Origin of the sequence: Janthinobacterium sp. SUN137, assembly GCF_030587265.1 — a bacterium.
In the GTDB taxonomy this organism is placed as follows: Bacteria; Pseudomonadota; Gammaproteobacteria; order Burkholderiales; family Burkholderiaceae_D; genus Janthinobacterium; species Janthinobacterium kumbetense.
Window position 1 is genome coordinate 87843 of record NZ_JAPWHZ010000006.1, and the last position, 13863, is coordinate 101705.

Below are 13863 nucleotides of genomic sequence, written 5' to 3' on the forward strand. Positions count from 1 at the left end.
CTAAGAAAAAAGCCGTACCCGGGATGTCCCGATACGGCTTTTTTTATGGTGCCGGCGCGCCTAACAACCACGCGCGCCCTGCCCCGCCATTATAACCAATACACGACCACGTACAGGCCCAGCCAGACGACGTCGACAAAGTGCCAGTACCAGGCGGCGCCTTCGAAGCCGAAGTGGTGCTCGGGCGTGAAGTGGCCTTTCAGCACGCGGTACAGGATGACGGACAGCATGATGGCGCCCAGGGTCACGTGGAAGCCGTGGAAGCCCGTCAGCATGAAGAAGGTGGCGCCGTAGATGCCCGACGTCAATTTCAAGTTCAGTTCGCTGTAAGCGTGGATGTATTCATACACCTGGAAGCCCATGAAGATGGCGCCCAGCACGATGGTGGCAAACAGGAACAGTGCCGTCATGGCGCGGTGGCCGGCGCGCAAGGCGTGGTGCGAGATGGTCAGCGTGACGCCCGACGTCAGCAGCAAGGCCGTGTTGATGGTCGGAATCCAGAACGGCGTCATGGTGGTGAATTCCTGCACCGTGCCGGCCGGGCCCGTATTGCCCCAGTGGGCAGCGAAGTCGGGCCAGATCACCTTGTGGTCGAGGTCGGCCAGCCACGGCATGGAAATGCTGCGCGCATAGAACAGGGCGCCGAAGAAGGCGGCGAAGAACATGACTTCCGAAAAGATGAACCAGCTCATGCTCCAGCGGAAGGAGTGATCGATGCGCTCGCTGTACAGGCCCTGCTCCGATTCGCTGATGGCGTCGCCGAACCAGAAATACAGCACCAGCAGGATGCCGGCGATGCCCAGGTAATTCACGTACGGCCCCCAGGAGACGTCGTTGACCCAGGCCGAGGCGCCGATCATGGTCAGCAGCAGGCTGGCGCCGCCCAGCATGGGCCAGCGCGACGGGCCGGGCACGAAATAATAGGGTACGGCGGCGTGGTTGGAACTCATCATCATCTCCTCAAAAACTTATAGGGTGGTTTTTTATAATTTATAAAACGACGAATTTAACAATTGAAATCAAGATGCCGATCAGGCAAGCCACCACCAGGAAACCGGCGATGACGATGTGCACGGGATTGAGCTTGGCCGAATCCGTGTCGAAATCGCTCTTGCGGCGCAGACCCGTGAATGACCACACGACGGCCCGCAGCGAATACAGGAACGACGCTTTTTCCGGTTTGGCGGATTCGCCCATGACACTCTCCTATTGGACGGCCGGCGTCTGAGCCTGGCTCAGACCGGCAATCTCGAAAAACGTGTACGACAGGGTGATGGTCTTGACCTCTTTCGGCAGGGCCGGATCGAGGAAGAACACCACCGGCATCTGCCGCGCTTCCTTCGGTTTCAAGGTCTGCTGCTTGAAGCAGAAGCACTCGACCTTCTTGAAATGCGGCGTGGCGCTCTGCGGCGCGTAACTGGGGATGGCTTGCGCATTGACGACGCGGTTTTGCGTGTTGACCACTTCATACATGACGGTCACCAGTTCGCCCGGATGCACTTGCATGCTCGACACGGTCGGGCGGAAGCGCCATGGCCCCTGCGCATTGCCATCGAACTCGACGGTGATGCTGCGCGTCGTGTCGACTTGCGTATTGTTGTCGTACGCCACCGTGCCATCTTTTTGCGTCAGCACGTTGATGCCCATCACTTCGCAAATCTGCTTGTAGACGGGAATCAGGGCATAGCCGAAGCCAAACATCAGCACGGCAATGACGAGCAGCTTGCCCAGCATCTTGCGGTTCAGGCCGCGTGTTTCCTGTTGGTGGGGCGTCGTCACGACAGCCACAGCCGCTTGGCGAAGACGGACAGGAAGAAGAAGGCCGCCAGGGCCCCCAGTATCAGTCCCGTACGCAGGTTGTTCGGTTTCTTGCGCTCAGTTTTCACTTCGGTCATGGCAGGCACTCTATTCAAAGGGGCCGGCAGCGGCGCCGGCCCGTGACACTGGCATTACTTGCGGATGACTACTTGACGGTAGGCGGCGTTTCAAACGTGTGGAAAGGCGCCGGGCTCGGCACGGTCCATTCCAGGCCTTCCGCGCCTTCCCATGGTTTCGCCGGTGCAGCCTTGCCGCCGCGGATGGTCGGCAAGACAACGAAGAACAGGAAGTACACCTGCATCAGGCCGAAACCGAAGCCGCCGATCGAGGCGATCATGTTGAAGTCGGTGAACTGCGCCGGATAGTCGGCGTAGCGGCGCGGCATGCCGGCCAGGCCCAGGAAGTGCATCGGGAAGAAGGTCACGTTGAACGTGATCAGCGACAGCCAGAAGTGGATCTTGCCGCGCGTCTCGTTGTACATGTGGCCCGTCCATTTCGGCGACCAGTAGTAGAAGCCGGCGAACAGGGCAAACAGCGAACCGGCCACCAGCACGTAGTGGAAGTGCGCCACCACGTAATAGGTATCCTGCAGCTGGATGTCGATCGGCGTCACGGCCAGGATCAGGCCCGTGAAGCCGCCCATGGTAAACACGAAGATGAAGCCCACCGAGAACAGCATCGGCGTCTCGAACGTCATCGAACCCTTCCACATCGTGGCGATCCAGTTGAACACTTTCACGCCCGTCGGCACGGCGATCAGCATGGTCGCGTACATGAAGAACAGCTGGCTCGTCACCGGCATGCCGGTAGTAAACATGTGATGCGCCCAGACGATGAAGGACAGGATCGCGATGGAAGCGGTGGCGTACACCATCGAGGCATAGCCGAACAGGGGCTTGCGGGCAAACGCGGGCAGGATCTGCGAGACGATGCCGAAAGCCGGCAAGATCATGATGTAGACCTCGGGATGGCCGAAGAACCAGAAGATGTGCTGGTACATGACGGGATCGCCGCCGCCTGCCGCGTTAAAGAAGGACGTGCCGAAATGGCGGTCCGTCAGGGTCATGGTAATGGCGCCAGCCAGCACCGGCATGACGGCGATCAACAGATACGCGGTAATCAGCCAGGTCCAGCAGAACATCGGCATTTTCATCAGGGTCATGCCAGGAGCGCGCATGTTCAGGATGGTGACGATGATGTTGATCGAACCCATGATGGACGAGGCGCCCATCAGATGCATGGCAAAAATGGCCATGTCCATGCCAGGGCCCATCTGCGTCGACAGCGGCGCATACAGGGTCCAGCCGGCGGCGGTGGCGCCGCCCGGCACGAGGAAGGACGTGGCCAGCAGCAGCGCGGCCGGCGGCAGCAGCCAGAACGAGAAGTTGTTCATGCGGGCAAACGCCATGTCGGATGCGCCCACTTGCAGCGGGATCATCCAGTTGGCGTAGCCGACGAAGGCCGGCATGATGGCGCCAAACACCATCACCAAGCCGTGCATGGTGGTCAGTTGATTAAAAAATTCTGGGTGGAAAAATTGCAAGCCTGGGTGAAACAGTTCCGTACGGATCATCAGGGCCAGTACGCCGCCCGACAGCAGCATGATGAACGAAAACCACAGGTACAAAGTACCGATATCCTTGTGGTTGGTGGCAAACAGCCAGCGGCGGTAGCCGGTCGGGTGATCGTGGGCATGGTCGTGATCGGCGTGGTCCAAGGTACTCGTGCTCGTGCTAGTACTCATCTGCGGCTCCTAATTACTTGCGTGCAGCCACGACTTCGGCTGGTTGAACGATGTTCTCTGCGGCCTTGTTCGACCAGGTATTGCGCGTGTAAGTGATCACTGCGGCAATTTCCGTGTCGGACAGCTGTTTCCATGCTGGCATTTCAGCGGGATACTTGCCGCTCTTTTGCCCGTTCAGCAACACATGGATCTGATCCGCTTTCGGACCGTTCACCACGGCCGAGCCATCCAGCGGCGCAAACGCACCGGGCACGCCCTTGCCTGTCGCCTGGTGGCAGACCACGCAGTTGGCCGCATACACTTTCTCGCCCTTGACCTTCAATTCGTCGATGGTCCACACCTTGCTTGGATCATCAGCCAATGCGGCCATTTCCTTTTGTTTTACATCAACCCAGGCCTTGTAATCATCTGCCGAGACGACCTTGACGACGATGGGCATGAATGCATGTTCCTTGCCGCACAGTTCGGCGCAATTGCCGCGGAAGGTGCCGATATGGTCAGCCTTGAACCAGGTGTCGCGCACGAAACCGGGAATCGCATCTTGCTTGACGCCAAAGGCGGGCACGGACCAGGCGTGGATGACGTCGTTGGCCGTCAGCACCACGCGGATCTTCTTGTTGACCGGCACGACGACTTCATTGTCGACTTCGATCAGGTAGTTTTCGCCCCGTTTTTCCGTCGGCGGCGCGCCCGGCGCACCCACTTGCGAACGCGGCGTTGCCAGGTTGGAGAGGAAGGAAATGCCTTCGCCCTCGCCTTTCAGGTAGTCATAGCCCCATTTCCACTGCATGCCGGTGGCCTTGATGGTGATGTCGGCGTTCGACGTGTCCTTCATGCCGACGACGGTGCGCGTGGCGGGCAGGGCCATGCCGATGACGATCAGGAAAGGCACGACGGTCCAGGCGATCTCGACGGTGGTGCTTTCGTGGAAAGTGGCCGGTTTGTGACCCAGGGACTTGCGGTGCTTGAAGATGGAATAAAACATGACGCCGAACACGGCCACGAAGATCACCAGGCAGATGATCATCATCAGGGTGTGCAAATCGTAGATTTCATGGGCGATCTGTGTCGCCGGCGGTTGCAGATTCATTTCGAACGGCACGGGACCGCCGGTGCCGGGATAGGTGCTGGCAGCCGGTGCCGCCGTGGCCCATCGCCCGATGCCAAACGCTGTCAAAGACAGCCCGAGCAGCAACGATTGAAGTCGCTTTGCATGTGTCATGTTTTCCCCAACCACCCAAAAATAATGATATTTTAAACGGCTGCGGACTTCTCCGTACTGGACCGCTGCCGCTCCTCCATGAAAGCAACACGGCCGGAATGCGGCCATGTGCGTCAAGCACCAGCGAATTCCATGCTGGCTGCGGCAGCAAAAACGGCGGCACGCAACCATGCTGGAACCCTGTTTTTCTTCCCCACACTGAAATGGCCTCGTGTGGAAGATGGTTACTATACTAATGCAGTAACTTCGAATTAGTCTTGCTTTGTTTTTTTTATTTTGTATGCAGCCCTTGTTTTTTCTACTTAACAAGCTGACAAACAATCAACGATTATAATCAAGTAAACTTGAATCCATCAAGCAATAATCGGCTTTGTGCGCACCCTTCTCCCGGCCGCCGCGCGCTTTGCAACGGTTGCTGCAACATCCATGCGCGGATGGCGACCAAGTGTCGGTTTCTTTATGCTTTTATTTAGGCTTGCGCGGTAAATCAAAGCGGATGATGGCTTCGCCGTTGCGCGTCACGCGCGGTGCGGGACGGAAGGCGTGGCCATAGATCACCTCGAAACTCAGGCCCAGCTTGCCATCGGGACGGCGCCTCTTTTCCAGCGCATCCAGCATGCGCTGCCAGGCCGCCTTGCCCATCAAGCCGCGCCGGCGCGTGGTCAGCGGGTTGCCGCCGAAGGCGCGCACGTCCGCCAGCAGTTTTTCCGCCGTGTCGTAGGTGACGGTGATGATTTCCATGTCCAGCACGGGCGTGGAAAAGCCCGTCTCGACGAGCATGTCGCCAAAGTCGTGCATGTCGACAAAGGGCAAGGCGTGCGGGTACAAGTCCGCCTCGGCGAAGGCGTCGCGCACTTCGCGGAAGGTGTCGGGGCCGAAACAGGAAAACATCAGCAAGCCATCGAGGCGCAGCGCGCGCCGCCATTCGGCAAACACGCGGTCGGGCTGGGCATGCCAGTGCAGCGCCAGATTGGACCACACGAGGTCGATGCTGCCCTGCGCCAGCGGCAGGTCGCCCAGGTCGCCGCACAACAAATCCACGCCCGCCTTGGCCGGCAAGAGTTTGCTGAGGAACTGGTTCAGGCTGGCCAGTTTCGACGCGGGCGCGCGCGCCGCCTGCATCATCGCTTGCGCTGCATCGAGACCGATAATCTGCGCTGCGGGATAATCCTTTTGCAACTGCGCCAAATCCGCGCCGGGGCCGCAGCCCGCGTCGAGCACACGGTGCGGCGTGATTTTCACCAGCTCCAGGCGCTCGTGCATGCGTGCCGACACTTCGCGGCGCAGGAAGTCCGACGGCGCGACGCGCGCCGGACGGGAAAAGAAATCGCGTACTTGCACCGCATCGATGGGCGCACTCATTTTGGGCGGACTGGTGGGAACTGGCATGTTGAATCGGGTGAGGTGAGATAATGTCGGCAGTGTACATGGAACGACGCCATCGCGATGCGGACCGCCACCCGGCACCGCCTTGACGCCGCCTGGCAAGCGCTGCGCCTGTGGCTGGGCGCCACGGTGCTGCCGGCGCAATGCGCGCTGTGCGGCATGGGCTGCCCGGAAGTGCTGTGTTCGCCCTGCCGCGCCCAATATCTGACGCAAGGACGCCCCCGCTGCCGCCAGTGCGCCAATCCGCTCGACGATGCGGCGCTGCTGTGCGGACGCTGTTTGCGCCAGCGGCCCGCGTATGACGCCACCGTCGCGGCGTTTGATTATGCGGCGCCCGTCGACCAGTTGCTGCTGCAGCTGAAATTCGGCGCGCGCCTGGCGCTGGCGCCTCTGTTGGCAGAACTGTTGTATGTTGCCATTCAGCAACAGCAAGCGTGGGAAGCGCCGCAGCTGCTGTGCCCCGTGCCGCTGGGCCCGGCCCGGCTGGCCGAACGGGGTTTTAACCAGGCGCTGGAAGTTGCCCGTCCGCTGGCGCGCCTGCTGGACGTGCCTTTACAGCCGCGCCTGGCGCAGCGCGTGCGCGAAACCCGGGCGCAAAGCGGCGTGGCGCCGCAGGAACGGCAAGCCAACCTGGCGCAGGCGTTTGCCATCGCGCCCGAACATGGGGCCTTGTTGCAAGGATGCCATGTGGGCATCGTCGACGACGTGATGAGCAGCGGCCATACCGTTCACGCGCTGGCGGCCGCCTGCAAGAGCGCAGGGGCGGCCAGGGTCAGCATCCTGGTCGTGGCGCGCACGCCGCCGCACTAGAACCGCATCAGATTCGCTATATATGAGGAGAGCATTTTGTTTCACGTTGTTTTGGTAGAACCTGAAATCCCGCCCAATACGGGCAACGTCATCCGCCTGTGCGCGAACACGGGCGCGCAGCTGCACCTGGTCGAACCGCTGGGCTTTCCGCTCGACGATTCCAAGATGAAGCGCGCCGGCCTCGATTACCACGATTACGCCAACATGAAGGTGCACAAGAACTGGGCAGCGTTCCTGGCCGACACCCAGCCCGACCCGGCCCGCATGTTCGCCATGACGACGCGCGGCTCGCGCCCGTTCGGCGACGTGGCCTTCCTGCCCGGCGACGTGTTCGTGTTCGGTTCGGAAACAAAAGGCCTGGACCCGGCCCTGCGCGACGGCTTTCCGGCCGAACAGCGCATCCGCCTGCCGATGCGCCCCGATAACCGCAGCTTGAATCTGTCGAACACGGTGGCCGTCGTCGTGTATGAAGCGTGGCGCCAGCACGGATACGCCGGTGGCGCGTAGCTGACACCTCACCCAGTCTACTGCGCGGCGCGCTTTGCGCGCCGGCGATGCTCGCGCTACTAAAGTAGCGCTGCGCTTCTCGGCCACAAATCATCGCCGCTCGCTACGACTGGATGAGATGTTGAGACTCCTGCAATCTCCCTTTACCGCTGCGCCAATTGCTGCGCCGCGCCGCTATTGTCGTCCAGCATCACCAGCTGCGTGCGCAAGTCGCGCGTGGCGGCCAGCTTGCCGTTCACGTACAGATTCGTCTTGACGCCGTACACGCCTTGCGACACGCCGGCCGGCAAGGTCAGCTCGAACGAGTTTTCAAAGCGCCCGCCCGACTTGTTGCTGCTGGCCAAGGCTTTCGAACCGGACTTGAACGGCTGGCCTTGCGGATCGAGCACCACCAGCTCTTCGCGCACGTCGTTGACGCTTTGCGCGCTGCCATTGACCAGCTCCACCACGGAATTGACCTTGAACGGCTGGCCGCGCTTGACGGTCGACGCGCTCAGTTGCGGCGTGTACGACACCACTTGCGGCTCGCGCGGCAGCGCGCCGCGCGTGCGGATGTAGTCGCGGTCCGCCTGCGCCGCCGTCTTGGTCTGGCGCGAATTGACATTGATGGCCAGGCAACCGGCCGCCGCCAAGCCGCCGCCGATGGCGGCCCCCTTCAGCGCGCCATTCTTGCCGCCCGCCAGCGCACCCAGCAATGCCCCCACGGCCGCGCCGGCCGCAGCCGTCGCGCCCACGCTGCACGGGTCCTCATCCGTGGCAGCCTGGGCGCCACCTTGCGGATAGGAACTGTCCTGCCGCACGCCGTTCGGATTCATCGGCGCCGTGGCGCAGCCGGCCAGCATGGCCGCGATGGTCAGCGCAGCGGCCGTCCGCAAGGTGGTGTGATTCAGCATGGTGACTCTCCAGATGACTAATTGATCGTTGTTTCCGTCTGCAGCACTTGCCGTTCGCGCTCGCGGATGCGGCGCGACAGATTGTCGATGCGCGCATTGCCCGGATCGACGCGACGCGCGCTTTCCAGATACGTCTTGGCCGCATCGAACTTACCTTCCAGCAAAGAACGCTCGGCATCGCGCAAGAACGCTTGCGCCATCTCGCTACGCATGGCCGCGCCGCTGTCGACGGGCGTCGTTTCCTGCGGGCGGCGCTCGGCCACCGCTGATCGTTCGACCGCGCGCGCGGGCGCCGGTTCCGTGGGCACGACGCGGGCCGGTGCCGTTTCCACCGGTGCCGGGACCGGTGCGACAACGGACGCGGGCGCCGACAGCGCCTGCACATCGGCCCTCAACTGCGGCAATTCCGCCGCTTCGCGGTCGATGGCTTCCAGCCTGGCGATGCCATTGCCGGCCGCCGTCGCATCCTTGCCGTCCAGCGCCTGGCGCACGCCCACCAGCACGGACGCGGCTGCCGCTTGCTGGCGCGCCAGCTGCTTGCGCAGGGAATCCACGCTGGCAGCGCCCGCGCAATCGGCGTCGAGCGCGGCGATGCCCCTGGCCGCGCTTTGCAATTGATGGCCATCAATATGGCGTTCGATGGCGCGCACGCCCCGCTGGCAACTGCCCGATGCGGCGCCGGCCTTGCCGATCGCCGCCTGCAAATCGTCCGCCTTGGCGCTGGACTTGCCCGTGCACACATTCTTCGCCGTCGCCAGCTTTTGCCGGGCGCCGTCCAGGCTGCCATTTGCCACCAGCTTCAAGCCGCTGTCGATGGCGTCGTTGCAAGCCGATTCATTCTTGCCGCCCGGCTTGCCATTCATGTAGACGATGACGGCCGCCAGCACGGCGGCGGCGCCCAGCCAGCGCAGCCATTTGCGCGGCGGTGGCGGCGGTACCGGTGTTGCCGGGGCAGGCGCCGGTGGAAGCACAGGCGCGGGCACGGGCTTCGGCGCCGCTTGCGGCGGCACCGGCTTGGCTGGCGGTACTGGCGCCGGCTTCGGCGGCGCTTTCGGCGCAGGCGCAGGCGTCACCGGCACGGGCGGCGGCTTGGGTGCCACTGGCGGCGCTGCCGGCGCAGGCGCAGGCGTGGGGGCGGCCAGCGGCGGCGGCACGGCCGCGGCTGGCTTGGCAGCGCCCGCCATGGCGTGACCGCAGTACGGGCAATGGCTGACAACGGTCCACAGGCCCGTCTTGCATTTGTTGCAGATATCCAAAACTAATCCTTCATTCCAACGTCATTCCAGCGTTCACAAGGGCGGCGGCATCAACGGTGGCGGCGCGCCGAGGAACAAGGGCGCCAGTTCGGGGAACTGGGCCAGGTCGGCCCAGGCCGGCAAACCGGCGCGCCACACCTTGGTCGTGGCTGGCACCACTTGTCCCGCCTGCACGTACTGCACGATCTGCTGGGCCGTGAACGGTCCCTGCTGCTGGCCGTTGATGCCCAGGAAGTACTGGTATTCCACCAGCGGCGGCGGCATGCCGCCCAGTGGTGGCGGCGCCATGCCGAACGCGGCCGCCGCCGGGGCAGCCGCCGCGCCGGCCGGACGCAGCAATTGCTCCAGGCGCCCCGCTTCCAGCATTTCCGGCTTGATCGCATACTTCAGGCGCGGCTGGCCGTCCGCTTCCGGCTCGCGCACTTCCCAGTCGTAGGCATCGCCATCGGAATCGCCGATGACGTTGGCCCACTCCTTCAACCGGCCCAGCAAGGCTTGCACCGTGCGGTCGAGCTCGTCGCTGGCCATGCCCTTGCGGCGCGCCGACTCGCGCAGGCGCGTGCCCACTTCGGCGGAAATGGCGCTGCCAAAGCCGATGTAGGGCAGCTGCGAGCCATCGGCCTGCGCCACCAGCTTGGGCGCATACACGCCCCGCTCGTAGTATTTTGCCAGCGCCGCCATGGCCGCCGTCTGCACGGCGTCAAGCGCCGTCAATTTTTCTTCGATGCGCAGGGCGATATTTTTCTCGTACGAGGCGGGCATGCCGTTCTGGCGGATGGCCCGTTCGTTGCCGATGCGACGCAAGTCGCCCGGTTCGACGGCAAACTGGTACTGGCCCGGCGGCACGACCCGGCCCGTGTGGCGCGTCAGCACGCCCAGCATGATGGCTTGCAGGAATTCACCGAAGTCTTCCGCCAGGCGCTTCATCTCGTCCGTGTTCGGCGCGATCGGGTGCGTGAATTGCGTTGGATCAATATGCGTGTGGGTAGGCGCCTTGTCGTTGTCGCCTTCCTTGCGGTAACTGGTGCGCCAGCCTTCCAGGCCGCGCAGCACCGTCATCGGCACGCCGGCCAGTTCGCAATAGCAGACGGCGCGCCCGCGGATGCCCGTTTCGACGATTTCCAGCTGGCTCACCGTGATGCCCACCTGGGTCGGCACGCACGATTCGAGCTCGGCGCCGAACTTCGCCTTGAAGGCGGCCGCATTGGCCACGCCGATCACGCACTTGAACTGGTCCGACACGACCGTGAAGTCGCCCGCCATGTTGGCGTCGATCCACGGCATGGAGCAGGCCAGCAGCTTGCGGAAGCGGTCCAGGCGTTCGGACACATCCATCTGTTCCAGCGCCTCGAACAACGGGTCGGGCGTGCTCGTCGCGCCTTCCGCCAGGCCGGCAGTAGCGATCATGTTTTCCGCCATGCGCGTGACCTTGGCCAGGATCAAGGCCCGTTGCGCCGGTTCGCCCAACATGGGGAACAGCGCTTTCGAGCCGCCCATGTCCTTGAACGCTTCATCGGCCCACTGGCGCAAGGTGGCCGCCGACGGCAGCGCGATATCTTTTTCCGTGACGGGAATGACGATCAGGGTCGCGTGTTCCTTGTCCAGGTCCTTTTGCAGGATGGTATTGGCCGTTTTCAACTCCGTCAGCATGGCCAGCACGCCTTCGCGGCCCGATTGCAGCTCGCCCACCAGGCCATTCCACTGGGCGCGGCCTTGCGCATCGACACCGACCCGGTTGCCCAGCCAGCGCGACAGCTCGCCCAGCAGGAGGACGGACTCGTCTGCCGCCTTGGCGCGCAGATGGAATTTCAGCGCATTCGCCATTTCCGTGCGCAAATGATCCATCACCACGCCCGCCTGCTTTTCGCCATTGCTGAGGAAACCGAAGGTGCTGCGCGTCTGTTCCAGGTTGTTCAACAGGCGCTCGTATTCGCGCGAGCGCACGGCCTCCTTGATTTCACGGTAGCGCTCGGCATTGTTGCCGATCTGCGCCGTCAAGCCGCTGCCCGGCGCCTCGATGCGGTCCTTGATCTGTTCCACCAGCGACAGCACGTATTCCAGGCCGCCGAATTCTTTATTATCAAGATAGCCATACAGCTGGTCGCGCACGACTTTCTTGACGTCTTCCAGCACTTCGCGGCGCCGCTTGCTGATGCGGTCTTCCGTCGTATCGGCCGTGGAATCCTGGTCGCGCACGGCGTCGCGTTCCAAATGCTTCATGGCGTCGCGCACTTGCGCCGGCCATTCGCTGCGGTCGAAACCCGTGCGGATATCGTTGATGCGCGTATTGACCCGGTTTTCCACGCCGGCCAGCAAGTGGCCATGGCGGTCTTCCAGCAATTCGTCGACGACGCGGAAATCGATGAAGTCGCCGCTGGAGCGCTTCAGTTCGATGCTCTTGTCGGAAAATTCGGGGAAATCGCTGAACGGCGTGCCCTTCAGGAACATATTGGCGGCGAGGAAATTATCGCGTTGCGTATCCGTGGCCCGGTTGGCGCCCGCATCCGTGCCGCCCACGCCAAAGAACGCTTGCAGCATGGCGCCGGCCCAGCGGTGGGCCCGCTCGTCGCGCGCCGCTTCCTGGCGCGTATCGAGCACGGCCATGCCGAACGAGGAAAAGCGCTTCGAGAAATACAGGCGCATGTCGCCGAAGCGGTCTTGCGGCACGGGCGCGTTGTACAGCGAATTCTTGTGCTGCGCCTGGTTGACGGCGATCGAGCGCTTGGCGCGCGCGAAGTCGGCCGAGGCGAAATCCTCGAACAGCGAATCGGCCACCATGTGGTAGACGTCGCTGACATCCTTGGTGTGCTGCTGGGCAAGATTGCCCGAATCGATCAGGTAAACCTCGCTGTACGGCTCGCGCGTCAATTCCGGGCGGTCATACGCATCCCAGCGGCCCACATAGCCCTTGTTGCCCATCATCGCCGATTCCAGCTCCATCAGCGCCGCGTAACCGTTGGCTTCGACCCGGTCCTTGTTGGCCTTGGTGTAGCCGGTAGGCAAGAACAGCATCAGCTCCACGTCGGCCGCGCCCACTTCGCTGCGCGCCAGCCAGCGCGCCAGCAAGCCCATGTCCAGGAAGGAACCGGAACCCGTGCCGCCCGCAACGGAACCGACGATGACGATGCGGAAACGGTTCGTTTCCATGCGCAAACCCAGTTCGGCCAGCTGGCGCTCGTGCGACAGGCCCGCCTTCAGGGCTTTCAATTTCAAGCGGATCTTGTCGCGGATCTTCGCGTACTTGTCGAAGAAATACAGGCGCGACACGGCGCGGATCTGGCCCGCGCCGCTGCTCATATCGAAGCGCAATTCGCGGATGCGCTGCGGCGTCAAGGGCAGCCATTCCTTGATGTGCGGATATTTCTCCAGAGAATCTTCATCACGGCTGTATTTGTCCATGTCGAACGATTCGACCACCTTGTCGTCATCCGTGAACTTCACCTGGTCGAACTGCAAGTCCTTCGCCTGCGACTCGCCGCTTTCGATCACGGCGCCATTGTCGAGGTCGAAATGGATGAATTGCGCGATGGGAAAGTCGGCCAAGCCCTCGATGCGCGTGCGGTTGCCCGCGCCGCCCCACAGGGTGTTGAGGATGCGCCGGCGCACGCGCATCAGCACTTGCATGCCCGTGCCGCCGATGCCGATGAACAGGGTCGGGCGCAGTTCGATGATCTTATCCTGCTTGCGCTCGCTGGCGCCGCCGGTGATGGTTTGGTTCAGGTTCTCTGCCATGGTGATTCCTTCGATGATGCGTGCAACGGCGTGTTCTTAGCGGCGGCTGGAAGTAAAGGTCAACAACAGTGCAACGAGGCCCACCAGCACCAGCGGGCCCATGAACAGTGGCGCAAGGAATTTATGCGCATTCACGGCGGCCAGCACGACGCCCGTCGCCAGGCTGGCCAGGAAGATGAACAGCCACCAGCCCGAGGCGTTGGCCTTGTTCGGCGGCACGCGCTTGGCCACCAGGCCATTCGCATAGGCATTCTTGGCAAAGAAAAAGGCGATGAACAGCAGCAACAGCACCACGCCGCCGACCAGGGTGTCGCGCGACGAGGTATCGGTCGTGCCGGCAGCGTCAAACGCGGGCGCAGCTTCGGTCGTTGCGGTGGCGGCGCTGGCCGCGGCGGCAGCGTCCGCGGCGGGCGGCGCCGACGCCGGGGCCGTTACCGGGGCCGGCAAGGTAAAACCTGCGTTGTCTTTTGGAGTGTCTTGCGCCATGGTATGCCT

General features: G+C 62.9%; 13 protein-coding genes. 2 read left to right on the plus strand and 11 right to left on the minus strand.

The window, feature by feature from the left end:
- Window positions 1-89: 89 nt before the first annotated feature.
- The 7 genes from O3298_RS27010 to O3298_RS27040 form a co-directional block, all read right to left on the minus strand.
- Entirely contained in the window at window positions 90-950 is an 861-nt protein-coding gene (locus O3298_RS27010) for a cytochrome c oxidase subunit 3 (protein ID WP_099665459.1), read from the minus strand.
- A 40-nt stretch (window positions 951-990) separates the two neighbouring features.
- A complete protein-coding gene (locus O3298_RS27015; RefSeq protein ID WP_077399736.1) occupies window positions 991-1197 on the minus strand; it encodes a DUF2970 domain-containing protein in 207 nt (68 codons plus the stop codon).
- Window positions 1198-1206: 9 nt separating this feature from the next.
- Window positions 1207-1779: a cytochrome c oxidase assembly protein gene (locus O3298_RS27020; protein ID WP_099409817.1), complete on the minus strand. Its 573-nt coding sequence runs from the start codon at window positions 1777-1779 to the stop codon at window positions 1207-1209.
- Window positions 1776-1895: a cytochrome oxidase small assembly protein gene (locus tag O3298_RS27025; protein ID WP_218965284.1), complete on the minus strand. Its 120-nt coding sequence runs from the start codon at window positions 1893-1895 to the stop codon at window positions 1776-1778. The genes O3298_RS27020 and O3298_RS27025 overlap by 4 nt, the downstream gene beginning before the upstream one ends.
- 68 nt (window positions 1896-1963) lie before the next feature.
- Window positions 1964-3562, minus strand: coding sequence for a cytochrome c oxidase subunit I (gene ctaD, locus O3298_RS27030; RefSeq protein WP_099665460.1), 1599 nt, complete (start codon window positions 3560-3562; stop codon window positions 1964-1966).
- A 13-nt stretch (window positions 3563-3575) separates the two neighbouring features.
- Window positions 3576-4784 carry a cytochrome c oxidase subunit II gene (gene coxB, locus O3298_RS27035; RefSeq protein ID WP_099665461.1) on the minus strand — a complete coding sequence of 403 codons (1209 nt, stop codon included), beginning with the start codon at window positions 4782-4784 and terminating at the stop codon, window positions 3576-3578.
- A 465-nt stretch (window positions 4785-5249) separates the two neighbouring features.
- Entirely contained in the window at window positions 5250-6173 is a 924-nt protein-coding gene (locus tag O3298_RS27040) for a methyltransferase domain-containing protein (protein WP_251351052.1), read from the minus strand.
- A gap of 57 nt (window positions 6174-6230) precedes the next feature.
- Between O3298_RS27040 and O3298_RS27045 the strand changes: the two genes are divergently transcribed.
- A complete protein-coding gene (locus tag O3298_RS27045) occupies window positions 6231-6980 on the plus strand; it encodes a ComF family protein (protein WP_305060999.1) in 750 nt (249 codons plus the stop codon).
- 36 nt (window positions 6981-7016) lie between these two features.
- Complete coding sequence (gene trmL, locus O3298_RS27050) at window positions 7017-7487, plus strand: tRNA (uridine(34)/cytosine(34)/5-carboxymethylaminomethyluridine(34)-2'-O)-methyltransferase TrmL (protein WP_099665463.1); 471 nt, start codon at window positions 7017-7019, stop codon at window positions 7485-7487.
- Window positions 7488-7630: 143 nt separating this feature from the next.
- On the opposite strand, the gene O3298_RS27055 is transcribed toward trmL, so the two are convergent.
- The 4 genes from O3298_RS27055 to O3298_RS27070 are packed head-to-tail and all read right to left on the minus strand — an operon-like array spanning window position 7631 to window position 13854.
- Window positions 7631-8380, minus strand: coding sequence for a hypothetical protein (locus tag O3298_RS27055; RefSeq protein WP_099665464.1), 750 nt, complete (start codon window positions 8378-8380; stop codon window positions 7631-7633).
- A gap of 17 nt (window positions 8381-8397) precedes the next feature.
- On the minus strand, window positions 8398-9636 hold the full coding sequence (locus O3298_RS27060) for a hypothetical protein (protein ID WP_305061000.1): 1239 nt from the start codon (window positions 9634-9636) through the stop codon (window positions 8398-8400).
- A gap of 33 nt (window positions 9637-9669) precedes the next feature.
- Window positions 9670-13368, minus strand: a complete 3699-nt coding sequence (locus O3298_RS27065) for a tubulin-like doman-containing protein (RefSeq protein WP_289900390.1) — start codon at window positions 13366-13368, stop codon at window positions 9670-9672.
- A gap of 36 nt (window positions 13369-13404) precedes the next feature.
- Window positions 13405-13854 carry a hypothetical protein gene (locus O3298_RS27070; protein ID WP_289906843.1) on the minus strand — a complete coding sequence of 150 codons (450 nt, stop codon included), beginning with the start codon at window positions 13852-13854 and terminating at the stop codon, window positions 13405-13407.
- Window positions 13855-13863: the final 9 nt, after the last annotated feature.

Coding starts and splice junctions, on each gene's coding strand:
- O3298_RS27065 (WP_289900390.1), bottom strand. CDS start 13,368: ATGGCAGAGAACCTGAACCAAACCATCACCGGCGGCGCCAGCGAGCGC.
- O3298_RS27015 (WP_077399736.1), bottom strand. CDS start 1,197: ATGGGCGAATCCGCCAAACCGGAAAAAGCGTCGTTCCTGTATTCGCTG.
- O3298_RS27040 (WP_251351052.1), bottom strand. CDS start 6,173: ATGCCAGTTCCCACCAGTCCGCCCAAAATGAGTGCGCCCATCGATGCG.
- O3298_RS27070 (WP_289906843.1), bottom strand. CDS start 13,854: ATGGCGCAAGACACTCCAAAAGACAACGCAGGTTTTACCTTGCCGGCC.
- coxB (WP_099665461.1), bottom strand. CDS start 4,784: ATGACACATGCAAAGCGACTTCAATCGTTGCTGCTCGGGCTGTCTTTG.
- O3298_RS27025 (WP_218965284.1), bottom strand. CDS start 1,895: ATGACCGAAGTGAAAACTGAGCGCAAGAAACCGAACAACCTGCGTACG.
- O3298_RS27010 (WP_099665459.1), bottom strand. CDS start 950: ATGAGTTCCAACCACGCCGCCGTACCCTATTATTTCGTGCCCGGCCCG.
- O3298_RS27045 (WP_305060999.1), top strand. CDS start 6,231: ATGCGGACCGCCACCCGGCACCGCCTTGACGCCGCCTGGCAAGCGCTG.
- ctaD (WP_099665460.1), bottom strand. CDS start 3,562: ATGAGTACTAGCACGAGCACGAGTACCTTGGACCACGCCGATCACGAC.
- O3298_RS27055 (WP_099665464.1), bottom strand. CDS start 8,380: ATGCTGAATCACACCACCTTGCGGACGGCCGCTGCGCTGACCATCGCG.